Below are 25,814 nucleotides of genomic sequence, written 5' to 3'. Positions count from 1 at the left end.
GTCCGGTCCAGCAGCACGCCCGCAGGCACGGACAGCCCCCGCCATGGCCGGACCAGCGGCTTCCCCGCAGGCCGCGACAGCATCCCGCTAAGGCCGGCCCAGCAACTCCCCCGCAGGCGCCGACAGCGTCCCGCCGTCGTTGATCCGCCGGCCGCGCAGCCAGGTGGAGCGTACGACGCCGTGCAGGGTGCGTCCGGCGTACGCCGTGATCTTGTTGCGGTGCTGGAGGCCGGCCGGGTCGACGGTGAACGTGGCGTCCGGGTCGAGGACCGCGAAGTCCGCGTCGCGGCCGGGCTCGACGGCGCCCTTGTGGGGCAGGCCGACGAGTGCGGCCGGTGCGGTGGCCATCCAGCGGGCGACGTCGTCCAGGGTGTGGCCGCGTTGGCGGGCGGCGGTCCAGACGGCGGGCAGGCCGAGCTGGAGGGAGGAGATGCCGCCCCAGGCGTCGCCGAAGTCGGGGGTCTTCAGGTCGGCGGTGGACGGGGAGTGGTCGGAGACGACGCAGTCGATCGTGCCGTCGGCGAGGCCCTGCCAGAGGGCGTCCTGGTTGGCGGCCTCGCGGATCGGCGGGCAGCACTTGAACTCGGTGGCGCCGTCCGGTATCTCCTCGGCGGTCAGGGTGAGGAAGTGCGGGCAGGTCTCGACGGTGATCCGTACGCCCTCGGCGCGGGCGTCGGCGATCAGCGGCAGCGCGTCCGAGGAGGACAGGTGCAGGATGTGCACCCGTGCGCGCAGCCGCCGGGCGAGCGCGATCAGCCCGGCGATCGCGTCGTTCTCGGAGACCCGGGGGCGGGAGGCGAGGAAGTCGGCGTACTTGGGGCCGTGCGGCCGCGGCGCGGCCTCCAGGTGGGCCGGGTCCTCGGCGTGCACGATGAGCAGGCCGCCGAAGCCGGCGATCTCGCCGAGCGCGGCGGCCAGCTGCTCCTGGTCCAGCTGCGAGAACTCCTCCACGCCGGACGGGGACAGGAAGCACTTGAAGCCGAGGACACCGGCGTCGTGCAGCGGCCGCAGGTCCTTGACGTTGCCGGGTACGGCGCCGCCCCAGAAGCCGACGTCGATGTGCGCCTTGGAGCGCGCGACCTCGCGCTTGGTGTGCAGGTTCGCTTCGGTGGTGGTGGGCGGCAGGCTGTTGAGGGGCATGTCGACGAGGGTGGTGATGCCGCCGGCGGCGGCCGCGCGGGTGGCGGTCCAGAAGCCTTCCCACTCGGTGCGGCCGGGGTCGTTCACGTGGACATGGGTGTCGACGAGGCCGGGCAGCAGCACGTCGTCGCCGAAGTCCTCGACCCGTGCCCCGGCCGGTGCGGGGGCGTCGTGCGGGAGCAGCTCCGCGATCTTCCCGTCCCGGACGGTGACGGTCGCCGCGCGTGTCCCCCGCGGGGTGACGACGCGTGTGGAGCGCAGCACCAGATCGATCTCGGACACCCGGTCCCCTCCTCGTGCGGTCTCCGCGGGCTTCCGCACCACGGAATTCAACTTTCTGTTGAAGGAGTCTCACCCCGGCGCCGTGGCCCGTCAAGACCCCACCGGACGCGGGCCGGTGGCACAGATCGCGCCGCACGGGAAAGCGGCGGACGGGGGCTCATGACGCGATCACGTACCCGGCCGGTCGCTTGGAGGATTCCACAGAATGGATATGTGCTTTCGCTGAGCAGAACGTAGCTCCGGCCACTGGCCGGGTCCGGGGCGACCGGGTAGCGCCCGGGCGCCGCCGAGGCACGGGGTCCTGACCGGCGGGAACGAGTGTGCGACAGACCGTGTGCCCACCGGAGGGGACCGGTAGGCTGCTCCGGGTCGGTCCCGGCACCCGTACACCCAGCCCTGCGCCGGACCCGCCACCACCTGCCCCGAAAGGAACGCGTCGTGCCGCCGTCCAGCGCCAGCACTTCCGCCGCCAGATCCGCAGCTACCGGCGGTGGCGTCCAGTCCCTCGAGCGCGCCTTCGACCTGCTGGAGCGGATGGCCGACGCCGGTGGCGAGGTCGGTCTGAGCGAGCTGTCGACGAGCAGCGGACTGCCGCTGCCCACCATCCACCGCCTCATGCGCACCCTCGTGGCCTGCGGCTACGTCCGCCAGCAGCCGAACCGCCGGTACGCGCTCGGCCCCCGGCTGATCCGCCTCGGCGAGAGCGCCTCGCGCCTCCTCGGCACCTGGGCCCGGCCCTATCTGGCGCGCGCGGTCGAGGAGACCGGCGAGACCGCCAACATGGCGCTGCTGGACGGCGACGAGATCGTGTACGTGGCACAGGTGCCGTCCCGGCACGCGGTGCGGATGTTCACCGAGGTCGGCCGGCGGGTGCTGCCGCACTCCACGGGCGTGGGCAAGGCGCTGCTGGCGGGCCACCCGCCGGAGGAGGTACGGGCGCTCCTCGGCCGTACGGGCATGCCGGCCGCGACCGAGAAGACCATCACCGACCCGGACAGCTTCCTGGACGCCCTCGAAGAGGTCCGCCGGCTCGGGTACGCGATGGACGACAACGAGCAGGAGATCGGCGTCCGCTGCATCGCGGTGCCGGTGCCCGACTCCCCCACCGCGGCGGCCATCTCCATCTCCGGCCCGACCGGCCGGGTGACCGAGGCGTCCATCGACAAGATCGTGCCGGTGCTCCAGGAGATCGCGGCCGAGCTCTCCGTGGCGCTGGCCAACCAGAACCCGGCGTGACCCGCCGGCCGGGGCGCGGGGCAGGCCGTACGGCTCCCCGCCCCGGCCGGGACTCAGAACCGGCGCGGCTCCTCCCCGTACATGCCGATCAGGTCGCGCACGTCCGCGAGTGCGGGCGCCAGCGCGCTCACCGAGCCGACCGCTCCCGCGATCAGCAGCAGCGAACGGCGCAGCCGGGGCACCTCGGGATCACCGGCGCTCACCAGGGCGTGCAGCGCGGCCAGTTCGTCGTCGGCGGCCGCACGGTCGGGCAACTCCGCCGGGAGAACGGCCAGTTCACGGCGTAGCCGGGCCACCGCCCCGCACAGGGCGACACCCCGCGGGTCGTCTCCGGCTCCTGCGACTCGCCTGTGCTTCTGCCTCTGCTCCACAACGACGGTACCCTCCACGGCCGTTGGCCCCGCTCCACGACGCGGGCCAGTTAACGCCACCCTGCGCGGTCCGCGCCATACGCAGAGCGAAATCAGGATCACCGAATTCCGGTACGCGCCGACCGCCGCCGTGCGGTACCGTTCTCGGCCCGCCCCGCTCCCCGCCGCCACGCCCGGCCCCGCGCCACCCCGCCGGCCCCGGCCATGAGGTAAGCAGGCCCCATGGCACACACCTCACCTCCCGCCTCGGCCGCCCCACCCGTACGCCGCCCGGTCGCCGGGCTGCTGCTCGCCGCGGGCGGCGGACGGCGGCTGGGCGGCCGTCCCAAGGCTCTGCTGGACTTCCGCGGGCGGCCGCTGGTCGAGAACGCGGCCCGGGTCCTGCGGGAGGGCGGCTGCGGTCCGGTGCACATCGTCCTGGGGGCGGCGGCCGAGGCGGTACGGGAGCGGGCCGACCTCGCGGCGTACGAGACGGCCGAGAACCCGGACTGGGCGCGGGGCATGGGGTCCTCGCTGCGCGTCGGACTGGCCGCCCTCGCGGACTCCGGGGCGGGCGCCGCGCTGGTCTCGCTGGTGGACCAGCCGGGCATCGGCGCGGCGGCGGTGGCGCGGGTGATCGCCGCGTACGAGGGCGGGGCGGGGCTGGTCGCGGCCGCGTACGGCGGGAAGCGCGGGCATCCGGTGCTGTTCGGGGCGGACCGGTGGGCGGCGGTCGCGGCCGGCGCCTCGGGCGACCGCGGGGCGCGTGCGTACCTGGAGGAGCACGCGGCCGCCCTCACTCTCGTCGAGTGCGCGGACGTGGCCGAGCCGTACGACATCGACACCCCGGGTGATCTTTTCCGCCTGGCGTCACCGGACGCGCCGCGGGCAGGTGAGGGACGGTGACCGCGATGGCACTCCGAGTCATCCGGTCACCGCTTCTGTCGACGGAGAGAATCTCGACGTCAACAAACCATTGAAGTTCCGCGATAAGGAAACTACTCTCCACTGGTCAGAAGCGCCCTGAACCCCAACGGCGCCCGCCACCGCCTGACGCGGGCTGCGGCACCCCGTGCCGCACCCCGCCCGGCGCCCCCGGGCACCGCCGCTGAATGGAGTGACAGCTCATGTCCGCACCAGCGCCGTCCCCGCTGGCCATCGTCGACGTCGACCCCGGCAAGGCCCCCGCCCGCCAGGACGAGATCCTCACGGAGGCCGCCCTGGCCTTCGTCGCCGAACTCCACCGCCGGTTCACCCCGCGCCGCGACGAACTGCTCGCCCGCCGCGACGCGCGCCGCGCCGAGATCGCCCGCACCAGCAGCCTGGACTTCCTGCCGGAGACCGCCCACGTCCGCGACGACGCCAGCTGGCGCGTCGCCCCGGCGCCCGCCGCGCTGAACGACCGCCGGGTGGAGATCACCGGCCCCACCGACCGCAAGATGACCATCAACGCGCTCAACTCCGGCGCGAAGGTCTGGCTCGCCGACTTCGAGGACGCCTCCGCCCCCACCTGGGAGAACGTCATCGGCGGCCAGGTGAACCTGATCGACGCCTACGAGCGCCGGATCGACTTCACCGACCCGGGGAGCGGCAAGTCCTACGCCCTGAAGCCCGCCGAGGAGCTGGCGACCGTCGTCGTCCGCCCGCGCGGCTGGCACCTGGACGAGCGGCATCTCCAGCTCGACGGCACGCCGGTTCCGGGGGCGCTGGTCGACTTCGGCCTGTACTTCTTCCACAACGCCCAGCGCCTGCTGGACCTCGGCAAGGGCCCGTACTTCTACCTCCCGAAGACCGAGTCGCACCTGGAGGCCCGCCTCTGGAACGAGATCTTCGTCTTCGCGCAGGACTACGTCGGCATCGCGCAGGGCACCGTCCGTGCCACGGTCCTCATCGAGACCATCACCGCCGCGTACGAGATGGAGGAGATCCTCTACGAGCTGCGCGACCACGCCTCGGGGCTGAACGCGGGCCGCTGGGACTACCTGTTCTCCATCGTGAAGAACTTCCGCGACGGCGGCGAGAAGTTCGTGCTGCCGGACCGCAACGCGATCACCATGACGGCGCCGTTCATGCGCGCGTACACCGAACTCCTCGTCCGCACCTGCCACAAGCGCGGTGCGCACGCCATCGGCGGCATGGCGGCGTTCATCCCCAACCGCCGTGACCCCGAGGCCAACGAGACGGCGCTGGCCAAGGTCCGCGCCGACAAGGACCGCGAGGCCGGTGACGGCTTCGACGGCTCCTGGGTCGCCCACCCCGACCTGGTCCCGGTCGCCCGTACCTCCTTCGACGCGGTGCTCGGCGACAAGCCGCACCAGAAGGACCGGCTGCGCGAAGACGTCGAGGTCTCGGCCGCCGACCTCATCGCCGTCGACTCCCTGGACGCCAGGCCCACGTACCAGGGCCTGGTGGACGCCGTGCGGGTCGGCACCCGCTACATCGAGGCGTGGCTGCGCGGCCTCGGCGCGGTCGCCATCTTCGGCCTGATGGAGGACGCGGCCACCGCCGAGATCTCCCGGTCGCAGATCTGGCAGTGGGTGGACGCCGGCGTCGTGTTCGAGAACGGCGAGAAGGCCACCGCGGACCTGGTCCGCCGGATCGCGGGCGAGGAGCTGGCCGCGATCCGCGCCGAGATCGGCGACGAGGCCTTCACCTCCGGCACCTGGCAGCAGGCCCACGACCTCCTGCTGAAGGTGGCGCTGGACACCGACTACGCGGCGTTCCTGACCCTGCCGGCGTACGAGCTGCTGGACTGACCTCGGAGGCCCCTCGGAACGGCCGTCCTGAGGGGCGGTCACCGGGTCGAGGGGGCCGTGCCACCCGCACGGGCCTCTCAACCCGGTACGGTTAGGCTGCCCTTACCAACTTGGGGAGGGTGTCCATGACCACCACACAGCCGATCCGCACCCCGGATCTCCGCCCGACCGAAGCACCCCGCTTCGACCATCTGCTGCACTGCGTGCCGGACGTGGCCGCCACCGTACGGGAGTACACGGCCGCCGGGCTGCCCGCGCACACCAACCCGGTGCACGAGGGCTTCCAGAACGGCGCCTGGCGGCTGGACGACCGGTACGTCGAAATCCTCACCGTCGTCGACCCGGCGACGTACGCGCTCTCCGCCTTCGGCCGGGCGACGGCCCAGTGGCAGCCCCGTATCGACGCGCTCCTGGCGGCCGGCGGCGGCCCGCTGAACTTCGCGGTGCACGTCGCGGACTCCGCCGCCACGGCCGAGCGGCTGCGCCGCGCGGGCCACGGCACCGACGTGCACGACTTCTCCTTCCTGGAGGGCCGGGTCACCTTCCAGGAAGTGATGCTCACGGGCACCGGCGTGCCGCCCTGGGCCCCGTTCTTCATCACCGTCCGCACCGACCCCGCGCTCCGCCGCGAGCACGAGGCCTCCGGCCGTGTCGACCGGGGCGCCTTCGACCTCGCCGGGTTCGTGGTCGAGACGCCCGACCCGCACGGCGCCGCCACCTGGCTCAGCGCGCTCACCGGCATCCCGGTGGACGCGAGCGGCACCGTCGTACCGCTCGAAGGCGGCCGGGTGCACTTCGCCGCCGGACCCGCCGACCGCATCACCACCCTGCTGCTGGCCGGGGACCGGCCGCCGCACACCGAGATCGCAGGACTGCGGGTGCGCGGGGCCCGGAACGGCGCCCCGGATTCCCCGTGACCCGGAATCCGGCGGCGATCGGGGCACCGGAGGAGCGGGCCACGTGAGAAGGTGGAGGCTCGGCTCCATTCCTGCTCACCCTTGTCGAGGCAGTATGCGTGTCACCATCGCCGGCGTCTTCTTCTACCTTCAGGCGAACGAGGTGGAACAGAAGATGAGCGGGGTCGAACCGGAGCCCGTCACCGGCGACTCCGTGCTCGTCGGCTCCGTCGCCTACCCCGTCAAACAGGTCGGCCGCATCGTCACCGGCCAGGACCCGCGGGACTTCAGCGCCGGGGAGATGGTGCGGGCGCTGCGCCGGCTCGGCTTCACCTGCAAGCCGCGGCCCGCGTCACAGGAGCCGACCGCTCTCCTGTGACGCGCGGACCGGCCGGCCCGCTCAGGTCAGCGCCGCCCCCAGTCCCACGAAGCCGCAGATCAGAACGGCGAGGAGGGCGAGCAGGGGCCAGACGAAGCGCAGGTACTTGTCGTAGCCGACCTTGGCCAGCGAGACACCGCCCATGATGACGGCGGTGGTCGGTACCCACAGGTTCATCCACCCGCTGGCCGCCTGCCAGGCCGTGACGACCACCGCGCGCGAGACGTGCGCGAAGTCGGCCAGCGGGGCCAGGATCGGCATGGCGAGGGTGGCGTGGCCCGACGTGGACGGGATGAGGAAGGCCAGCGGCAGGTTGACGACGTAGACCATGATGCCGAACAGGGCCGACGGGGTGCCGGAGACGGCGCCCTCGACGGCATGCAGAACGGTGTCCGTGATGCGCGAGTTGTTCATAAGGGTCGTCACCCCCGGGCCAGTACGATCACCAGGGCCGGTGAGATGAACTCGGCGACCCCCTGCACGAACGTCGAGCTGAGCTTCTGTTCGCCCATCCGCGCGAGGATCCCGACGAGGATCGAGGCCGTGACGAACAGGGCGGCCAGCTGGGGGAAGGACCAGCCCAGTTCGAAGGCGTACGGCGCGGCGTCGGCGTCCCCGGTGAGCGCGCCGGCCCACGGGATCACCGAGAAGATCATGAAGGCGAACACCAGCGCGACGGTGACCAGCACGATCTTGTGCAGCCCGGTCAGCGGCGGTGGTTCCGCCGCGTCGTCGGCGGCCCGCGCGCGGTCCCGGTCGCCGGGCAGGAAGCCGACGAGGGAGCGGTCCGGGTCGGCCCGCACGCGCCGCGCGTAGCGCACCACGTAGCCGATGGTGACGGCGGTCAGCACCAGCCACATCACCACCCGCAGCGCGATGCCGTCGCCGAGCGAGATGTCCGCGGCGGAGGAGGCGACGCCGGTGGCGAAGGGGTTGACGGTGGAGCACAGGACGCCGATGCCCGCCCCGAGGATGATCGTCGCGGTGGCCACCATCCGGTCGTACCCGAGCGCCAGCATCAGCGGTACGACCAGGCCGTAGAAGCCGAGCGTCTCCTCGGCGAACCCCTCGACCGTGCCGAGCAGCGAGAAGACCGCCATCACACCCGCGATCAGCAGCGCGCCGCGGTGGCGGAGGCGGTGGGCCAGCCGGCCGATGCCGCGGTCGAGGGCCCCGGTGGAGAAGACGACCGTGATGAACGCGCCGATGGCCAGCACGAACAGGAACACACCCGCGCTGCCGTACAGTTCGCCGGCCAGCGTCGGGCCGACCTGCCCGGTCTTGGCGTCCTGCACTCCGTAGAGGCCGTTGACCGGGGACAGGAAGAGGTCGTTGAGGCGGTCGGTGAAGGACTGGCCGGAGGGGTGCGGTGGTAGGTGCCCTGCTGCGGGGTGCCGTCGCCGTCGCGGTCGTAGGTGCCGGAGGGGATGAAGAAGGCCAGGAGCCAGACCGCGAGGGTCACGACGACCAGGACGGTCAGGGCGCTGGGGAAGGTGAACCCGCGCCGGGGGCGCCGCGGACCGTTGCCGGGGTCGGCGTCGGCCGTCGCGGTGGACCCGGGTTGTCCGGCGGTCGGGGCTTCTTCGGCGGGCCGGGGGTTCTCGTCGGGCATCGGGACGCTCACGCGGCGGCTCCGGTACGGAACGCGGCGGCGTACTCGCGCAGGAAGACGGCCTCCGCGAGGACGGCGGCGCGCAGCTCCGAGAGCAGCACCCGTTCGTCGGGCGCGTGCAGGTTGCACTGTTTGTCCTCGGCGCCGAAGATCAGCACCTCGGCTTCCGGTACGGCGCGCGCGAGGCCGTTGACGAGCGGGATGGAGCCGCCGCCCGCGGTGTGCACGGGCTCGGCGCCCCACGCGCGGCGCATCGCGGCCTCGGCGACGCGGTAGGCGGGTCCGCCGGTACGGGCCTCGAAGCCGGCGCCCGCGTCGCCGGGGGTCACGGTCAGCGGGACCCCGAACGGACGCAGCCGTTCCAGATGCCGTACGAGCGCGTCGAGCGCTTCCTTCGGGTCCTGGCGCGGGTGGCAGCGCAGGTTGAGCTTGGCGCGGGCGTACGGCACGACGGCCGAGGCGGCCTGGTCCACCGAGGGGGCGTCCAGGCCCATGACGGTGACGGCCGGGCCGCTCCACAGGCGTTCGCCCAGACTGCCGGAGCCGAGGAGCGGCAGTTCTTCCCGTACACCGGCCAGTTCGCGGAACTCCGTCTCGGTGAGGGTGGTGCCGGTCCACGGTTCACGGCGCAGCCCTTCCACGGCGACGTCGCCGTGCACGTCGTGCAGGGTGGCCAGGGCGTTGAGGAGGACGAGCAACGCGTCCGGGGCGGCGCCGCCGTACTCGCCGCTGTGCACGGCCTCGTCGAGGGTGCGCACCTCCACGGTCAGTTCGGCGGCGCCGCGCAGGCCGGTGACGAGGGTGGGCGTACCGGCGCGGAGGTTGCCCGCGTCGGCGATGACCATCGCGTCGCAGGCGAAGCGTTCGGGGTCGGTGGGCGGGTAGTCGTCGAAGGGGCTGCCGTACTCCTCCTGGCCCTCGAAGACGATCTTGATGCCGACCGGGGGCCGGCCGCCGTGGGCGCGCAGCGCGCCGAGGTGGACCAGGAGGTTCGCCTTGCAGTCGGCGACGCCCCGGGCCCGGATGGCGGGGCCGCCGTGCGGATCGTCGAAGTCGGTGGGCTCGAAGGGCGGTGACGTCCACAGGCGGAGGTCGCCCGCGGGCTGGACGTCGTAGTGGCCGTACAGGAGGACGGTGGGGGCGTCCGGGGACGGCGGCGGGACGGTGCCCGTGATGACCGGCGCGGTGCCGGGGAGGTCGAGTTGTTCGATGTCGGTGACGCCGGCGGCGCGCAGCAGGGCGAGGAGTGCGTCGCGTGCCGCGAGGACCGGCTCGGGCGGGTGGCCGGGGAACGCGACCGAGGGGATCGCCGCGAGCCGCTTGAGGTCGTCGCGGATGCCGGGCATCAGGTGGTCGACGGCGGCTTCCAGGTCGTCGGCGGCCGGGGGCCCCGAACGTGCGCCCGGGGGTTCGGAACGTGCGTCCGGGGACGCGGACCGCGTGTCCGGGGGTACGCCTCCGGACACGGGGCCGGTTCTGCGCGGGGGCTCGGTGTCCGGCTGCCGGGCGTTCGGGGGCTGGGCGTTCGGGTGCTGGGCGTTCGGGTCCACCGCGGAACCCCTCTCCGTGGCGTTGGGCGCGCACTTGACTGACGGTCAGGACGAATGCAGCGTATCGGGCAAAACGCCAGCGCCCTCGGCACCCGCCACCCCTCAGGCCGGCGGCCCGCCGAGCGTCAGCGCGGCCCGCATCGCCGCGTTCCGCAGACCCGTCAGCCGCCGCGCGTGCGCCATCCGGTTCATCAGCCGCGCCCTGCGCGCCAGCCGCTGGGTCGCGGAACGCCGTTCATGATCATACGTACGGAGGGCCGTCGTCACGTCGGGCGACACCCGCAGGGCCCGGGCCAACTCCACGGCGTCGAGCAGCGCTTCACAGGCCCCGCGCCCCAGGTCGGGGGTCATCGCGTGGGCGGCGTCACCGATGAGCGCGGTGCGGCCCCGGACGTACGAAGGCAGCGGCGGATCGAGGTGGTACAGGTCCAGCCGCAGCACCCCTGGCTCGTCCAGCCGCTCCAGTACGTGCCGTACACCGGCGTGCCAGTGCCCGAAGCGGGAGCGCAGCACGGCGGCCTCGCGGCCCGGCTCGTGCCGCCCTTCCGGCGCCACCGCACAGGCGAACCAGTTGGTGCGCCCGCCCGTGGTGGGCGTGACGCCGAACCGCAGCCCCTCGCCCCAGGTCTCGGTGACGGCACCGGTGTCGCCGTGGACCGTGCCGCGCCAGGACGACGCGCCGACGTAGCGGGCGCGGTACCGCGACCCGAACAGGGTCGTGCGCGCGGCGCTGTTGAGGCCGTCGGCCGCGATCACCACGTCGTACGCGCCGTCCAGCGCCCGGATGTCGTCGACCGGGCGGGCGAAGGTGACCGCCCCCTCGCCGCCGGCCGCCTCGTACAGGAGGGCCAGCAGTCCGGGGCGGGAGATCAGGCGGACGACATCGCCGGTGCGCCGCTGGAGGGCGGCGACGTCGAGGGTGGCGATGCGTCCCCCGTCGGGGCGCAGGAAGGCGCCCGAGGTCTGCGGCCGGCTCCGGTCCCGCACCTGTTCGCCGAGGCCGAGGGTGTCCAGGGCGGCGAGCGCGCCGGGCCACAGCCCGAGGGCGGTGCCGGCCGCGGGGAGGCGACGGGCGCGCTCGAAGACGTCGACCGACCAGCCGCCTTCGCGCAGGTGGAGGGCGGCGGCCAGGCCGCCGATGCCGCCGCCGACGACGGCTGCCGTGCGTGGTGTCAGTTTCATGCCCGACCACGCTACTATGTTTATAGTGAATCGGCACTACAAACATAGTAACGAGAGGTGCGCAGGGTGGCACGACGGCGGGAGCAGGTCCTGGACGCGGCGATCGCGGTACTGGGCGCCGAGGGGCCCCGGCGGCTCACCTACCAGGCGGTGGACGCCGCCGCGGAGGTACCGTCGGGCACCACCTCCAACTACTTCCGCAACCGCGGCGCCCTGATCGACGGCATCGTCGCCCACCTGGAGACGCTGGAGCGCCGCGACTGGGAGGAGTTCGCCCGGCAGGCCGACCCGGCCGGCGTACCCGAACTCGCGGACGCCGTGACGCGGTTCCTCCTGTACGCGACCGGCCCCGAGCGCGCCAGGACCGCCGCCCGCTACGCCCTCTACCTGGAAGCCTCGGCCCGCCCCGAGCTGCGGCCCGCCCTCACCCGAGGGCGCGAGACCGTCGTCGGCTGGGGCACGGAGTGGATGCGCCGCTTCGGGTCGCCGGCGCCGCAGCGGCACTGCGAAATCCTCTTCGACTACCTCGACGGCATCGCCTTCCACCAACTCTCTTTCCCCGTCGACGACTTCGACCCGGAACCGGGCATCAGGGAACTGCTCACCCGGCTGCTCGGCACACCCCCGGAGCCCGCCGCGACGGCCTGACGCCGATGCGCCACGCCGCGACCGAATTCGATGGCCGCCGGCCGCGGCCTGTGGTGGAGTGACGCCGGTGACCACACAAGACACCGAGTCAGCGCGAGCCGCCGCCTACCGCGCAGCGTACGACGAGCAGATGCGGGACCGCGGTTTCGCGCCGGACACTGCGGACACCGAGCGGGTCGGCCCCGTACTGCGCAGGACCCTCCCCACCCAGGGCGGCCTGATCCTCTACCGCGACCTGGGCGGACTCGACGGGGCGGAGCTGGACGCCTTCATCGCCGCCCAGCGCGACCACTTCGCCGCCCGCGGACTGCCGGTCGAGTGGAAGTACCACGGCCACGACCTGCCCGCCGACCTGCCGGACCGGCTGGCCGCCGCCGGATTCGTGCCGGACGAGCCGGAGACGGTCGTCATCGGCGAGGCGGCGGAGATCGCCGGGCCGCCCGGCGGGGCGCCGCTCCCCGAAGGCGTACGGCTGCGCGAGGTCACCGGCCGCGCCGACTTCGACCGCATCGGGGAACTGGCCGCGACCGTCTGGGCCGACGACCGGAGCTGGCTGGCGCCGGCCATGGAGGAGTGGGTGGCGGGACGGGACGGCGACCCCTGCACGGTGACCGTGGCGGAGTCGCTGGCCGGCGAGGTGGTCTCGGCCGCGTGGATGCGCTTCCACCAGGGCACGTCCTTCACCTCGCTCTGGGGCGGCTCGACGCTGCCCAACTGGCGCGGCAAGGGCGTCTACCGCGCCCTGGTGGCGCACCGGGCGGCGCTCGCGGTGGCGCGCGGCTTCCGGTACGTGCAGGTCGACGCGATGGAAACCAGCCGTCCCATCCTCAACCGGCTGGGCCTGATCAGCGCCGCCACGACCGTGCCGTACGTCTGGCGGCCGTCCGGCGACCCGGCGAAAGGTGTCTGATACGCCGACGGTTGGCGCGATCTGACCGGTGACGGCCCTCGCCGGAGTCTGATAGGAAAGCTTCCTAACGATTGGGATCCCTCACCGCACCCCGGCCCTCACCCGGCCCGCTCCCCACTGGAGGACAACCATGCGTGCCCGCTCCATAGGCAAGGCGCTCCGCAAGCCCGCCACCGGACTGACCCTCGGCCTGGTCCTGCTCGCCGTGCCGGCCACCGCCGTCGCCGGTACGGCCGTCGCCGCCACCGGCCAGGCACCGGCCGCGGCCCGCGCCACCGCCAAGGCGGCGGCCGGCCTGGACGACCCGGCGAAGAAGGAGATCGCCATGCAGCTGGTCTCCAGCGCCGAGAACTCCTCGCTGGACTGGAAGAAGCAGTACGCCTACATCGAGGACATCAAGGACGGCCGGGGCTACACCGCCGGCATCATCGGCTTCTGTTCCGGCACCGGCGACATGCTCGACCTGGTTGAGCTGTACACCCAGCGCAAGCCCGGCAACGTCCTGGCGAAGTACCTGCCCGCGCTGCGCAAGGTCAACGGCAGCGACTCGCACGCGGGCCTGGGCTCCGCCTTCGAGAAGGACTGGAAGAAGGCCGCCCAGGACAAGGACTTCCAGAAGGCGCAGAACGACGAGCGGGACCGGGTCTACTTCAACCCGGCGGTCAAGCAGGGCAAGGCCGACAAGATCGGCGTGCTGGGCCAGTTCGCGTACTACGACGCGCTCGTCATGCACGGTGACGGCAGCGACAAGACCAGCTTCACCAACATCCGCAAGCGGGCCCTGGCCAAGGCGAAGACCCCGGCCCAGGGCGGCGACGAGAAGGCGTACCTCAACGCCTTCCTGGACGCCCGGGTGTGGGCGATGAAGCAGGAGGAGGCGCACAGCGACACCAGCCGCGTGGACACCGCGCAGCGCGTCTTCCTCAACAAGGGCAACCTGAACCTGAACCCGCCGCTGGACTGGAAGGTGTACGGGGACTCGTTCCACATCGGCTGAGCGGGGCTCCCGCCAGGCAGCGCGGCGGCCCGTACCGTTCCGGGAATCCGGTCCGGTACGGGCCGTCGGCGCGTCCGCGCCCGTACGGCGGTCTCAGTGCGCCCCGGCCGTCCGCGGGTCCGGAGCGCCCCGCTCCGGCTGCTGCGGGATCACCTCCAGCGGCGGATCCCCGCGCCGCTTGCCGAGGTGGTTGAAGGCGAGGTTGAGCACGATGGCGACGAGGCAGCCGGTGCTGATGCCGGAGTCCAGGACGACCAGCATGTCCTTGGGGAAGTCGTGGTAGAACCGCGGCGCCGCGATCGGGATCAGGCCGATGCCGACCGAGGCCGCCACGATCAGCGCGTTCTCCCCTTGTCCATCGCGGCCGTGGCCAGCGTCTGGATGCCGCTGGCGGCGACCGAGCCGAACAGCACGATGCCCGCGCCGCCCAGCACCGGCAGCGGGACGAGCGAGATCACCGAGGCGGCGACCGGGCACAGGCCCAGCACGATCAGGATCAGGCCACCGGTGGCGACGACGAACCGGCTGCGCACCTTGGTCATCGCGACCAGGCCGATGTTCTGCGCGAAGGCGCTGTTGGCGAAGCCGTTGAAGAGCGGGCTGAGGGCGGTGCCGAGGGTGTCGGCGCGCAGGCCGCCCTCGATGGTGCGCTCGTCGGCGGGCCGCCCACGATCTTGCCGAGGGCGAGCATGTCGGCGGTGGACTCGGTCATGCAGACCAGCATGACGATGCACATACTGATGATCGCCGCGATGTCGAACTGCGGTGCGCCGAAGTGGAACGGCGTCGGGAAGCCGACGAGGTCGGCCTCGGCGATCGCCCCGAAGTCGGTGATGCCGACGGGTATCGCGATCAGCGTGCCGGCGACCAGACCGAGCAGGATGGATATCTGCTGGAGGAAGCCGCGCAGCACCCGGCGCAGCACCAGTACGACGACGAAGGTGAGTGCCGCCATGCCGATGTTGGTCAGGGAGCCGTAGTCGTGCGCCCGGGCGTCGCCGCCCTGGGACCAGTTGAAGGCGACGGGCAGCAGGGAGACACCGATCAGGGTGATGACGGTGCCGGTGACGACCGGTGGGAAGAACCGCACCAGCTTGGAGAAGTAGGGCGCGAGGAGGAAGCCGAGGACACCGGCGACGATCACCGCGCCGAAGATGACGGGCAGCGCGTCGCCGGGGTCCTGTGCCGTGCCGATGGCGACCATCGGCGTCACCCCGGCGAACGAGACGCCGTTGACGAACGGCAGTCTGGCGCCGATCTTCCAGAAGCCGAGGGTCTGCAGCAGGGTGGCGATGCCCGCGGTGAAGAGGCTGGCGCCCATCAGGAACGCGGTCCCGGTGGGGCTCAGCCCGCAGGCCGGGCCGACGATCATCGGCGGGGCCACCACGCCCGCGTACATGGCGGCCACGTGCTGCAGGCCGCTGGTGAACATCTTGAAGGGCGGGAGGGTCTCGTCGACCGGGTGCTTCCGGTCGCCCTGTGCCGTCCGCCCTGAGGGTGCGGCCACTGCGGGCCTCCTTCGATTTCTGCGCCGCGAGGGGGCGGCGGCGCGAGCCTGTCACGGAGGGCGTGCGTCGGTGCGGTGGTGCAGCGGTCCGCGCTCGTGGCGCGTGAAACATCGTGACGGGTGGTCACATGGCTTTTATGAGACGGGAGTTGGGGGCGACGACGTACAGCGGTACCGGGCCGGGGGCACGGAGAGAGGCCTCCGCGCCCCCGGGTTCCGGCGCTTGTGGATCCCGCTCGGATCCACAAGCTCCCGGCCGGGGCCGTCCCCCGGCCGAGTTCTCGGGCCGCCGGGCGGGGATCAGCCCTCGGCGGCGATACGGGCCAGGCGCTGGGACTCGGCCCGCGCGGTGCGCGCGACGGTCTCCTCGTCGACGTTGGCCAGCCGGCCGTCCTCGACCACCGGCGCGCCGTCGACCAGGGACAGCGTGACGGGCGCGGCGGCACCAAAGACCAGCGCGGTCACCGGGTCGGCGATGGTGGAGTGGGCCAGACCGTCCAGCTTCCACAGCACCAGGTCGGCCAGCTTGCCGGCCTCCAGGGAGCCGATCTCGGCCGTCCGGCCCAGGACCTGGGCGCCGCCGTAGGTGCCCAGGCGCAGCGCCTTGCGGGCGTCGAGGGCCGCCTCCTTGTGCGCGCCGAGCCGGTTGATCAGCAGCGCGGTGCGCAGTTCGGTGTGGAGTTCGCCGCACTCGTTGGAGGCGGTGCCGTCCACGCCGAGGCCGACCGGTACGCCTGCCGCGAGCATGTCGGGTACGCGGGCGATGCCGGCGCCGAGCCGCGCGTTGGAGGACGGGCAGTGCGCCACGCCGGTCTTCGTCCGGGCGAAGGCGGCGATGTCGGAGTCGTTCATGTGGACGCAGTGCGCCATCCACACGTCCTCGCCGAGCCAGCCGGTGGACTCGAAGTAGTCGGTCGGGCCCATGCCGAACAGCTCGTGGCAGAACGTCTCCTCCTCGACCGTCTCCGAGCCGTGGGTGTGCAGCCGCACGCCCTTGCGCCGGGCCAACTCCGCGCCGTTGCGCAGGAGTTCGGTGGAGATGGAGAACGGGGAGCAGGGGGCCACGGCGATGTGCACCATCGAGCCGAAGGAGGCGTCGTGGTGGGTGTCGATGGCCTCTTCGGTGGCTTTCAGCGCGCCCTCGGTGGTCTCGACGGCGAAGTCCGGCGGCAGCCCGCCGTCCTTGACGCCGCGGTCCATCGAGCCGCGGGCCAGGGTGATGCGCGCGCCGATCTCGCGGGCGGCGGCCAGTTCGGCGCCGACCAGGTCGCCGGCGTCCCGCGGGAAGACGTAGTGGTGGTCGGAGGCGGTGGTGACGCCGCCCTTGACCATCATGCCCAGCGAGCCCTGGGTGGCGGCCGCGAGCATCGGCGCGTCGATGCGGGCCCAGGTCGGGTAGAGGGCCACCAGCCAGTTGAAGAGGTTGTGGTCGGTGGCCATGCCCCGGGTCATCCACTGGTAGAAGTGGTGGTGGGTGTTGACCAGGCCGGGGGTGACGAGGTGGCCGGTGCCGTCGATACGGCGCACGACGTTCGCCAGGCCCTCGGGGGCCCGGCCCGCGCCCACCGACTCGATGAGGTTGCCGGCGACCACGACATGGCCCGAGGCGTACTCGGTGTCGTGGGCGTCGACGGTCGCGACGGCGCAGTTCTCGATGACGATGCGTCGCGTCGCCGCGCTGTCAGGGGATGCCGGTGCTGCCATGGTGGTTCTCCTAGAAGATGCGGCATGGGTTTCCCCCGTGCTCGCCGGGAGCCCGGGGGAGGGCACGGCATGGCCCTACGGGATTTGAGTGCCGGAGCCGGGTGAAGCGGCTGACAGGACCGCTGCCCCCTTGGTGCTCCGGGTGCCGAGATGGTGGAAGAACAGGTTGAGCAGGACCGCGACGAGCGCCCCGGCGCTGATGCCGGAGCCGAGCACGGTCTGCGCCCAGGCGGGGAAGTCCTCGTAGAACGTCGGGGCGGCGAGCGGGATGATGCCCGCGCCCAGCGAGACGGCCACCAGGATGATGTTGGAGCTGTCGTCGAGGCCGGCTTCGGCGAGCGTACGGATGCCGCTGACCGCGATCGAGCCGAACAGCACGATGCCGGCGCCGCCGAGGACGGGCATCGGCACGAGGTTGACGACCGCGCCGAGGACGGGGAAGGCGCCGAGGACGAGCAGGGCGGCTCCGGCGACGGCGACGACGTAGCGGCTGCGTACCCGGGTCAGCGAGACGACACCGACGTTCTGCGCGAAGGCGCTGGTGGGGAAGCCGCCGAAGACCGGTCCGACGAGGGTGGCGAGGCCGTCGGTGCGCAGCCCGCGGGTGATGGTCCGCCCCGTCGTACGCCGTTCGCAGATCTCGCCGAGGGCGAGCATCCCGGCCGCGGACTCGGTCATCAGGACCAGCATCACGATGCACAGGGACAGTACGGCGGCGGGCTGGAACTCCGGCGCGCCGAAGGCGAAGGGGTGGGCAGCGCGACGACGGGCGCCTCGCGCAGCGCGTCGAAGCTCGCCATGCCGAACGGAACGGCGGCGAGGGTGCCGGCGACCAGGCCCAGCAGCAGGGCGATCTGTTTGACGAAGCCGCGGGTGAAGCGCTGGATCAGCAGGATGACCACGAGCGTGAAGGCGGCCAGCGCCAGGTACTTCATGGAGCCGAAGTCGGCGGCCTCCTTGTCGCCGCCCTGCGCCCAGCCGACCGGTACGGGCATCAGGGTGACGCCGATGAGGGTGATGACGATGCCGGTGACCAGCGGGGGAAGTAGCGCAGCAGTCTGCCGAAGAACGGGCCGACGGCGAGGCAGAAGGCGCCGGCGACCATCACCGCCCCGTATATGGCGGGCAGTTGGTGGCCTTTGGCGTTGGTCTCGGCGATGGCGAGCATCGGTGTGATGCCCGCCGAGGAGGCGGCGTTGACGAACGGCAGGCGGTTGCCGGCGAACCGGCCGGCGCCGAGGGTCTGCAGGAGGGTCGCGAGACCGGCGATCAGCAGGCTGGCGGCGATCAGCCGGGTGCGGCCCGCGGTGTCCAGGCCGGTGGCCTGGCCGATGATGAGCGGAGGGGTGACGACGCCGGCGTACATGGCGGCGATGTGCTGCAGGGCGGCGGGGACGAGCCGCTTGGGAGCCGGCTTCTCGTCCACCGGGTGGACCGGTGGGACGGGGTGTTTCTCAACGTGCGGTGGCTGTGCCATGGGTCGTTCCCCTCACAGGATTCGCGGGCCCCTCCCCGCTGCGGGACGGGGAGGGACGGCGAGGCACGGCGCTGCGTCGGGAGCCGTCAGAGGTTGGTCAGATCCATCGGGATCCCGGCTTCGACACCGTCGCGCAGGACAGTGGCTTCTATCAGGCCGTACGGGCGGTCCGCCGCGTAGTAGACCTCATGGTCGTTCTTCAGGCCGAAGGGCTCCAGGTCCACCAGGAAGTGGTGCTTGTTCGGCAGCGAGAACCGCACCTCGTCGATCTCCGCGCGGTGGGTGATGATCCGCGAGCCCATCTGGTACAGGGTCTGCTGGAGCGAGAGGCTGTAGGTCTCCGCGAAGGCGTCCAGCATGTGCTTCCTGACCTGGGCGTAGGAGCGTTCCCAGTTGGGCATCCGCTGGTCGTCGTCGGTCCAGTTGAACCGCCAGCGGCCGGAGACCTCGGTGGCCAGGATGCGGTCGTACGCCTCCTTGAGCGTCGTGTACTTGTCCTTGATGTAGCCCCAGAACTCGGAGTTGGTGGAGTTCATCACGACCAGGTCCTTCAGGCCCGAGATGACCTGCCAGCGCTCACCGTCGTAGGTGATCTGCGTCAGCCGGGTCTCCTGGCCCTTGCGGACGAAGGAGTGCCTGACCTCGTCCGCGCCGATGAACCTGGCGTTGGCCTCGGAGGTCTCGATGCGCTCCCAGGCGTACTCCTCGATGCGGATACGGGCCCGGTGGATCGGTTCCTGGCTGGTGACGAAGTGCCGGGCCAGGTGGATGCCGAACTGTTCGGCCGACTCGATGCCGTGTTCCTTGGCGAAGGCGTACACGGTGTTCTTGGTCGTGTCGGTGGGCAGGCAGTGGGCGTTGGAGCCGGAGAGGTGCACCTCTTCGAGGTCGCCGGAGAGCGCGACCGAGACGTTGAGGTCCTTGATGTGGTGGGTGTCGCCGTCCCGGGTGATGCGGACGACGCGGTTCTCCGCCTTGCCGTACTGGTTCTGGCCGAGAATCGCCGGGCGGGCGGGGCGGGACGAGTTGGTCATGTCGGTGCTAGCTCCCTCGGTATACGGAGTAGCCGAACGGGTTGAGCAGCAGCGGTACGTGGTAGTGCTCACCCGGCTGGACGGCGAAGGTGATCGCCACTTCCGGGAAAAAGGCTCCGCTGTCCCTTACGCGGGGGGCGTCCTGCTGTTCCTCGGCTTGCTGGTCGGCCGTCGCGGCCTTGCTGGCGAGGTACGCCTCGGTCTCGAAGTCGAGGCGTACGTGGGTGGTGCCCTGCGGCAGCGCCGGCAGGTCCTTGCAGCGTCCGTCCGCGTCGGTCTTGGAGGCGCCGTGCCCGGCCCAGGTCCCGCCGGGACCGGAGCGCACCGAGAGCGTGAGGGCGATGCCTTCCGCGGGGCGGCCCGTGCTGGTGTCCAGGACGTGCGTGGACACCGAGGTCTCGTGCCGGGCCGTCTCGCTGCTCATGGTCGTGCTCCTTCTGCGGCGTCTGCCGGGTCCGCCGCGTCCTCGACGAGGCGGCCCAGCCGGATGCGATTGATCTTGCCCAGTTCGGTACGGACGATCTCGCGTTCTTGTTCCGGCGTGTTGTCCAGCCGGTTACGGGCGGCGTCCCGCAGCTGCTCACCGGTCCGGCCGGTGGCGCAGATCAGGAAGACGTGCCCGAACTTCTCCTGATAGGCGAGGTTCAGTTCGAGCATCTCCGCCTTGAGGTCGTCCCCGGCCGCCGACATCCCCCGCTGTTCACGGGAGGAGGTCGCGTCGCCCGGGGTGGGCCGGCCGATGGGCGGGTGCCCGGCCATCGCCTCGGCCAGGTCCGCCGCGGTCAGCTCGGCCATGGCGGCGTCGCTGGCGGCGAACAGGGCGTCGGCGCTGGGGTACGGGCGTCGGGCGAGGAGTCGGCTCCCCCACGCTTCGCTGGCGCACGCCTCGCGCAGTGCGGCACGGGCCGTACGGTCGGCTGCGGCGTTGAACCGGGCGAGACCCGGCGTCGGGTTCGAAGACACGGGAAGCCTCCGTGGCCTGGTGCGGTACGGGCTCTGCTTGGCTGGAAACAGCTAAGACCTCCGGCAACATCACGTCAACACTTTGTTGAAAACTCGGCAACAAGAAAGCCGCCGTCCGGTTCGCCCGTACGGCGGCTCGCCCGCAAGTGCCCAACGGGCACCGCTTCCGGGTCAGTCGGCCCCCTTCGCGGCATTCTCCCTGTTCAAGTAGTTGTAGACGGTGAAGCGGCTGACGCCGAGCGCGCCGGCGACCGTCTCGACCCCGTGGCGCACGGAGAACGCGCCCCGCGCTTCCAGGATGCGGACCACCGACTGCTTGGTGCGACGGTCCAGATCGCTGAGCGGCACCCCGTGCCGGCGCTCCAGCTCGGCGAGGAGGTGGTCCAGCGACTCGGACAGGTGCGGCAGCCGTACCGCGACCCGGTCCTGCCCTTCCCAGGCCAGGACGACATCGTCACCCCGCGCCTGGTCCGGCGCGACCATCTCCGCGCCCATGGCGTCCACCAGCGGCTTCACCGCCTGGACGAACGGGTGGTCGGCGGGCTCGGTCACGTGGCGTCCTCCCCGGCCGGCGCGATCACGTTGACCTGGAGGGAGACGCGGGTGGCGCCAGCCTCCAGGGACCTGCGCAGCAGTGCGTCCACCGCGGAAAGCACCTTCTCGCCCTCCCCCTCGGCGGTGTTGCCGAACGGGCCGACGTCGACGGCGTCCAGCCCGGCACCCGTGATGATGTCGCGCCCCACGACCGCGTGGGCGGGCGCTTCGTCCAGATCGAACGGTTCCGTCGTGAATTCCACTCGCAATCGCACCATGCCCCCAAACTAGCGCCGCCGCGGGCCGGCCCCTTGACAGGTCCGGAGATCCGCGGGCAATGTTCCAATCAGCAGAAACAAAGTTCCGCCATACGGAAGGGCGCTCATCCCTCATGGGCTTCTCGGACGCGCGTTTCAACGTCAACCTGTCGATCCTGTTCACCGAACTGCCGCTGCTGGAACGCCCGGCGGCGGCCGCGGCCGCCGGGTTCGGCGCGGTGGAGCTGTGGTGGCCCTGGGCGGACGCCCCGGTGCCCGCGCAGCGGGAGCTGGACGCGCTGCGCGAGGCGTTGCGTGCTGCGGGCACGCAGCTGGTCGGGCTGAACTTCTATGCCGGGCAGCTGCCCGGTCCCGACCGCGGCGCCCTGTCGATTCCGGGGCGGGAGTCCGAGCGGTTCCGGGCCAATGTGGAGGTGGCCGCGGACTTCGCGCAGTCGCTGGGCTGCACCGCGCTCAACGCCCTGTACGGCAACCGGGTGCAGGGCGTGGACCCGGCCGCCCAGGACGCGCTGGCGCTGGAGAACCTGACGCTGGCCGCGCGCGCCGCGCACCGCATCGGGGCCACCCTGCTGATCGAGGCGCTCAACGCGCCCGAGTCGCCCGCGTGCCCGATCGTCTCGGCGCCCAGGGCCGTCGAGGTGGCGGACGCGGTCAACGCCGCCACCGGCCTGGACAACGCCCGCTTCCTGATGGACCTCTACCACCTGGCCAGGAACGGCGAGGACCTGGAAGAGGTCATCGACCGCTACACCCCCGGACCGGACACGTGCAGATCGCCGACAGCCCCGGCCGCGGCGCCCCCGGCACCGGCACCCTGCCCCTCGAAGACCTCCTGGAGCGGCTGCACACCAACGGCTACACCGGCTACACCGGCCTGGAGTACACACCCGGTGACCGGCCCTCCGCCCAGTCCTTCGCCTGGCTGCCCCGCCCCCTGCGCGCCGCCACCGCCGCCCCCTGACCACCCCGTCTCCCGAAAGGCACCGCACATGAGCACTCTTTCGAAAATCGCCTGGATCGGGCTGGGCATCATGGGCGCGCCCATGGCCGAGAACCTGCTCAAGGCCGGCTACCCGGTCACCGGCCACACCCTCGAACCAGCCAAGCTCGACCGGCTCGCCGCCGCCGGCGGCACCCCCGCCGCCTCGGTCGCCGAGGCGGTCCGGGAAGCGGACGTCATCGTCACCATGGTGCCCGCCTCCCCGCAGGTCGAGGCCGTCGCCTACGGCCCCGACGGCATCCTGGCCAACGCCCGGCGCGGCGCGCTGCTGATCGACATGTCCTCGATCACCCCGCAGACCTCCCGCGACCTGGCCGCCGCCGCGGCCGAGCGCGGGATCCGGGTGCTGGACGCCCCGGTCTCCGGCGGCGAGGCCGGCGCCGTCGAGGCGGTCCTGTCCATCATGGCCGGCGGGGCCCGGGAGGACTTCGACGCCGCCTGCCCGCTCTTCGAGGCCCTGGGCACGACCATCGTGCACTGCGGCCCGCACGGCGCCGGACAGACCGTCAAGGCCGCCAACCAGCTCATCGTCGCCGTCAACCTCCAGGCCTGCGCCGAAGCCGTCGTCTTCCTGGAGAAGTCCGGCGTCGACCTCGCCGCCGCCCTCGACGTCCTGGGCGGCGGCCTGGCCGGCTCCACCGTCCTGACCCGCAAGAAGAACAACTTCCTGGAACGCGACTTCACGCCCGGCTTCCGCATCGACCTGCACCACAAGGACATGGGCATCGTCACCGACGCCGCCCGCGCCGTCGGCGCCGCCCTGCCCACCGGCACCCTCGTCGCCTCCCTGGTCGCCGCCCTGCGCGCCCAGGGCGACGGCAGCCTCGACCACTCCGCCCTCCTGCGCGGCGTCGAACGCCTCTCCGGCCACACCACCGGCTGACACCGCGCCCGTCCACGTCTTCGGCTCCCCCGGCGCCGCCGCATCTACGCAGGCACTCGTCACCCACGTCCCGCGACCGCGCGTCCCACCCGAGGCGCAAGCCTCCCCGAGACTTCCCGGCGGCGGCGCCGACACCTGTCCTGTCGCGCCCAGGCGCCGCCGCCGGGAACACCCCCTGAGTACGCCCAAAAGCCGCTCCCGCGCCCCCTCCGAGCACCGCCCGGCAACTTTTCAACAAAGTGTTGACGGAGGTGGGGGTGCTCCCTACGCTCCAACACGCGGAAGCCGACTTCCGCGCTCTCGTACGGAAGGTCACCATGCCGAAGCCCACGACGACGCGCCGCCTCACCACGGAAGCCGGCGCTCCGATCGCCGACAACCAGAACTCCGCCACCGCCGGCGTCGGCGGCCCGCTGCTCCTCCAGGACCAGCACCTCCTGGAGAAGCTCGCCCGGTTCAACCGCGAGCGCATCCCGGAGCGCGTCGTGCACGCCCGCGGCTCCGGCGCGTACGGACACTTCGAAGTGACCGACGACGTCACCGGGTTCACCCGCGCCGACTTCCTGGGCGCGGTCGGCCGGCGCACCGACCTGTTCATCCGCTTCTCGACCGTGGCCGACAACCTCGGCGGCCCGGACGCCGCCCGCGACCCGCGCGGCTTCGCCGTCAAGTTCTACACCGAGGAGGGCAATTACGACCTCGTCGGCAACAACACCCCGGTCTTCTTCATCAAGGACCCGCTGAAGTTCCCGGACTTCATCCACTCGCAGAAGCGCGACCCGTTCACCGGCAAGCAGGAGCCGGACAACGTCTGGGACTTCTGGGCCCACTCCCCCGAGGCGACCCACCAGATCACCTGGCTGATGGGCGACCGCGGCATCCCGGCCTCCTACCGGCACATGAACGGCTACGGCTCGCACACCTACCAGTGGACGAACGCCGCCGGTGAGGCCTTCTTCGTCAAGTACCACTTCAAGACCAACCAGGGCATCCGCTGCCTGGACGCCGCCCAGGGCGCCGAACTGTCGGGCAAGGACCCCAACAGCCACCAGACCGACCTGCTCCAGTCCATCGAACGCGGCGTGTACCCCTCCTGGACGCTGTACGTGCAGATCATGCCGGCGGCCGAGGCGGCGGACTACCGCTTCAACCCGTTCGACCTGACCAAGGTGTGGCCGCACGCCGACTACCCGCTCCAGCGCGTCGGCCGCCTCGTCCTGGACCGCAACCCCGACAACGTCTTCGCCGAGGTCGAGCAGAGCGCGTTCTCGCCCAACAACTTCGTGCCCGGCATCGGCCCGTCCCCGGACAAGATGCTCCAGGGCCGGCTCTTCGCCTACGCCGACGCGCACCGCTACCGCCTGGGCGTCAACCACACCCAGCTGCCGGTCAACGCGCCGAAGGCGACCGTGGCGGACAACTACGGCCGGGACGGCCTGATGGCGTCCAACGCCTACGACCGGCACGCCAAGAACTACGAGCCCAACTCCTACTCCGGTCCCGCCCAGTCGGACCAGCCGCTGTCCGCGCCGCTCGCCCTCACCGGCCACACCGGCACCCACGCGGCCCCGGCGCACGCCAAGGACGACGACTTCTTCCAGGCCGGCGAGCTGTACCGGCTGATGTCCGAGGACGAGAAGAACCGTCTGGTGGCCAACATCGCCGGGGGCCTCGCGCAGGTCTCCCGCGACGACGTGATCGAGAAGAACCTCGCCCACTTCCACGCGGCCGACCCGGAGTACGGCAAGCGCGTCGAGACCCGGCTGCACGAGCTGCGCGAGGACTGACCCCAGGTCAGCGCGGGGGCCGACGGGAGGTCAGCCTCTCGCGCGTCCGTACCGGCCGGTCCGCTGAGGGGTGGCCGGCCGGTACGGAACGGTGGCGCGGGGCTCCGCGGCGTGGAGTCAGGGAACCGACAGCCCGCACGGCCCGGTTCCCGGGAGACACCGGTGCGGCGGTCGTGCCCGTCCGAAGGAAGGACGGGCCGTCTCCCCGACAACGCCTCGGAGCCCGCGTCCCGCCGCCTCCGGGCCTACCCTCCGGCCCTACCTGAACTCCGCCCGGCGGTGCGATTGTCCTGTCGCGCCCAACTCCCGTGCCGCCGGGCGGTACTCCTGCCTGGCCCTCGTGGAACGGGCCGCTTGCCTACGCCGGGCACAGGCCCCGCACCGGCTGGTCCGGGAGGAGTTGTGCCCAGTGGTGCTCCGCGACGAGGCGACAGAGACGCGTGGCGATGTGGTCGCTGTCGGTACTCCAGACGTCCAGGGCTGCTCGGGGGCCGAAGATGGTCAGGGCATGACCGTCGGGGGAGAAACGAAGGGTCTGCGTGTCCGGCCAACCCCCGGCCTCCGACGATCTCCTGGAGAAGCTGGTCGTCAGCATTTCGGGAAACCCGGGCCCGCGCGCATATGTCCACGGTAAAGTCGGCCCCGCATGGGGAAAATCCCCCGGCGTGAAGCCGCTGGAGGGACCATGGACGGCGGGAGAAACCGCCTG

At 72.1% G+C, this 25,814-nt stretch carries 21 protein-coding genes and 4 pseudogenes; 11 read left to right on the top strand and 14 right to left on the bottom strand.

What is annotated here, in order from left to right; genetic code table 11:
- Positions 1–87: 87 nt before the first annotated feature.
- Positions 88–1,422: an allantoinase AllB gene (gene allB, locus ACEXOX_RS37750; RefSeq protein WP_406525283.1), complete on the bottom strand. Its 1,335-nt coding sequence runs from the start codon at positions 1,420–1,422 to the stop codon at positions 88–90.
- 438 nt (positions 1,423–1,860) lie between these two features.
- On the opposite strand from allB, the gene ACEXOX_RS37745 reads away from it, so the two are divergent.
- Complete coding sequence (locus tag ACEXOX_RS37745) at positions 1,861–2,658, top strand: IclR family transcriptional regulator (protein WP_406525282.1); 798 nt, start codon at positions 1,861–1,863, stop codon at positions 2,656–2,658.
- Positions 2,659–2,711: 53 nt separating this feature from the next.
- Here ACEXOX_RS37745 and ACEXOX_RS37740 read toward each other — a convergent pair whose 3' ends face one another.
- On the bottom strand, positions 2,712–3,029 hold the full coding sequence (locus ACEXOX_RS37740; protein ID WP_406525281.1) for a DUF5955 family protein: 318 nt from the start codon (positions 3,027–3,029) through the stop codon (positions 2,712–2,714).
- Between the two features lie 222 nt (positions 3,030–3,251).
- On the opposite strand from ACEXOX_RS37740, the gene ACEXOX_RS37735 reads away from it, so the two are divergent.
- The 4 genes from ACEXOX_RS37735 (at position 3,252) to ACEXOX_RS37720 (ending at position 7,039) form a co-directional block, all read left to right on the top strand.
- A complete protein-coding gene (locus tag ACEXOX_RS37735) occupies positions 3,252–3,914 on the top strand; it encodes an NTP transferase domain-containing protein (RefSeq protein WP_406525280.1) in 663 nt (220 codons plus the stop codon).
- 221 nt (positions 3,915–4,135) lie between these two features.
- Positions 4,136–5,764, top strand: coding sequence for a malate synthase A (gene aceB / locus ACEXOX_RS37730; protein WP_406525279.1), 1,629 nt, complete (start codon positions 4,136–4,138; stop codon positions 5,762–5,764).
- Between the two features lie 125 nt (positions 5,765–5,889).
- Positions 5,890–6,681 carry a VOC family protein gene (locus ACEXOX_RS37725; RefSeq protein WP_406525278.1) on the top strand — a complete coding sequence of 264 codons (792 nt, stop codon included), beginning with the start codon at positions 5,890–5,892 and terminating at the stop codon, positions 6,679–6,681.
- 94 nt (positions 6,682–6,775) lie between these two features.
- Complete coding sequence (locus tag ACEXOX_RS37720) at positions 6,776–7,039, top strand: SCO5918 family protein (RefSeq protein ID WP_406525277.1); 264 nt, start codon at positions 6,776–6,778, stop codon at positions 7,037–7,039.
- A gap of 21 nt (positions 7,040–7,060) precedes the next feature.
- Here the strand turns inward: ACEXOX_RS37720 and ACEXOX_RS37715 are convergent.
- The 3 genes and pseudogenes from ACEXOX_RS37715 to ACEXOX_RS37705 form a co-directional block, all read right to left on the bottom strand.
- Positions 7,061–8,651, bottom strand: a pseudogene (locus ACEXOX_RS37715) (YfcC family protein).
- Positions 8,652–8,659: 8 nt separating this feature from the next.
- The gene (locus tag ACEXOX_RS37710; RefSeq protein WP_406526596.1) at positions 8,660–10,021 is read right to left on the bottom strand and encodes a M20/M25/M40 family metallo-hydrolase; all 1,362 of its coding nucleotides are present in this window, start codon (positions 10,019–10,021) and stop codon (positions 8,660–8,662) included.
- Between the two features lie 282 nt (positions 10,022–10,303).
- Positions 10,304–11,383, bottom strand: coding sequence for an FAD-dependent monooxygenase (locus tag ACEXOX_RS37705; protein ID WP_406525276.1), 1,080 nt, complete (start codon positions 11,381–11,383; stop codon positions 10,304–10,306).
- 66 nt (positions 11,384–11,449) lie between these two features.
- On the opposite strand from ACEXOX_RS37705, the gene ACEXOX_RS37700 reads away from it, so the two are divergent.
- The 3 genes from ACEXOX_RS37700 (at position 11,450) to ACEXOX_RS37690 (ending at position 13,938) form a co-directional block, all read left to right on the top strand.
- The gene (locus ACEXOX_RS37700; RefSeq protein ID WP_406525275.1) at positions 11,450–12,031 is read left to right on the top strand and encodes a TetR/AcrR family transcriptional regulator; all 582 of its coding nucleotides are present in this window, start codon (positions 11,450–11,452) and stop codon (positions 12,029–12,031) included.
- 67 nt (positions 12,032–12,098) lie between these two features.
- Positions 12,099–12,941, top strand: a complete 843-nt coding sequence (locus tag ACEXOX_RS37695) for a GNAT family N-acetyltransferase (protein ID WP_406525274.1) — start codon at positions 12,099–12,101, stop codon at positions 12,939–12,941.
- A gap of 130 nt (positions 12,942–13,071) precedes the next feature.
- Positions 13,072–13,938: a chitosanase gene (locus tag ACEXOX_RS37690; protein ID WP_406525273.1), complete on the top strand. Its 867-nt coding sequence runs from the start codon at positions 13,072–13,074 to the stop codon at positions 13,936–13,938.
- Between the two features lie 93 nt (positions 13,939–14,031).
- Here ACEXOX_RS37690 and ACEXOX_RS37685 read toward each other — a convergent pair.
- From ACEXOX_RS37685 to ACEXOX_RS37650, 8 genes and pseudogenes are all read right to left on the bottom strand, one after another.
- Positions 14,032–15,370, bottom strand: a pseudogene (locus ACEXOX_RS37685) (nucleobase:cation symporter-2 family protein).
- Positions 15,371–15,745: 375 nt separating this feature from the next.
- Entirely contained in the window at positions 15,746–17,149 is a 1,404-nt protein-coding gene (locus ACEXOX_RS37680) for an 8-oxoguanine deaminase (RefSeq protein WP_406525272.1), read from the bottom strand.
- Between the two features lie 75 nt (positions 17,150–17,224).
- A pseudogene (locus tag ACEXOX_RS37675) lies at positions 17,225–18,626 on the bottom strand (nucleobase:cation symporter-2 family protein).
- An 86-nt stretch (positions 18,627–18,712) separates the two neighbouring features.
- The gene (pucL, locus tag ACEXOX_RS37670) at positions 18,713–19,660 is read right to left on the bottom strand and encodes a factor-independent urate hydroxylase (protein WP_406525271.1); all 948 of its coding nucleotides are present in this window, start codon (positions 19,658–19,660) and stop codon (positions 18,713–18,715) included.
- A gap of 7 nt (positions 19,661–19,667) precedes the next feature.
- Complete coding sequence (uraH, locus tag ACEXOX_RS37665; protein ID WP_406525270.1) at positions 19,668–20,084, bottom strand: hydroxyisourate hydrolase; 417 nt, start codon at positions 20,082–20,084, stop codon at positions 19,668–19,670.
- A complete protein-coding gene (gene uraD / locus ACEXOX_RS37660; RefSeq protein WP_406525269.1) occupies positions 20,081–20,623 on the bottom strand; it encodes a 2-oxo-4-hydroxy-4-carboxy-5-ureidoimidazoline decarboxylase in 543 nt (180 codons plus the stop codon). Before uraD ends, uraH begins: the two co-directional genes overlap by 4 nt.
- A 171-nt stretch (positions 20,624–20,794) precedes the next feature.
- Positions 20,795–21,175, bottom strand: a complete 381-nt coding sequence (locus ACEXOX_RS37655) for a helix-turn-helix domain-containing protein (RefSeq protein ID WP_030025205.1) — start codon at positions 21,173–21,175, stop codon at positions 20,795–20,797.
- Entirely contained in the window at positions 21,172–21,432 is a 261-nt protein-coding gene (locus tag ACEXOX_RS37650; protein ID WP_078624746.1) for a hypothetical protein, read from the bottom strand. Before ACEXOX_RS37650 ends, ACEXOX_RS37655 begins: the two co-directional genes overlap by 4 nt.
- Before the next feature lie 116 nt (positions 21,433–21,548).
- Here ACEXOX_RS37650 and ACEXOX_RS37645 point away from each other — a divergent pair.
- The 3 genes and pseudogenes from ACEXOX_RS37645 (at position 21,549) to ACEXOX_RS37635 (ending at position 25,105) form a co-directional block, all read left to right on the top strand.
- A pseudogene (locus tag ACEXOX_RS37645) lies at positions 21,549–22,396 on the top strand (TIM barrel protein).
- A gap of 28 nt (positions 22,397–22,424) precedes the next feature.
- Entirely contained in the window at positions 22,425–23,318 is an 894-nt protein-coding gene (locus ACEXOX_RS37640) for a 2-hydroxy-3-oxopropionate reductase (RefSeq protein ID WP_406525268.1), read from the top strand.
- Between the two features lie 317 nt (positions 23,319–23,635).
- The gene (locus tag ACEXOX_RS37635) at positions 23,636–25,105 is read left to right on the top strand and encodes a catalase (RefSeq protein ID WP_406526595.1); all 1,470 of its coding nucleotides are present in this window, start codon (positions 23,636–23,638) and stop codon (positions 25,103–25,105) included.
- Positions 25,106–25,463: 358 nt separating this feature from the next.
- Here ACEXOX_RS37635 and ACEXOX_RS37630 read toward each other — a convergent pair whose 3' ends face one another.
- Positions 25,464–25,700: a hypothetical protein gene (locus ACEXOX_RS37630; protein WP_406525267.1), complete on the bottom strand. Its 237-nt coding sequence runs from the start codon at positions 25,698–25,700 to the stop codon at positions 25,464–25,466.
- Between the last annotated feature and the right edge of the window lie 114 nt (positions 25,701–25,814).

This window comes from Streptomyces sp. Ac-502 (genome assembly GCF_045222935.1).
In the GTDB taxonomy this organism is placed as follows: domain Bacteria; phylum Actinomycetota; class Actinomycetes; order Streptomycetales; family Streptomycetaceae; genus Streptomyces; species Streptomyces monomycini.
Note: the sequence above shows the minus strand (reverse complement) of the source record. Positions and strands in the feature narration are given on the sequence as shown.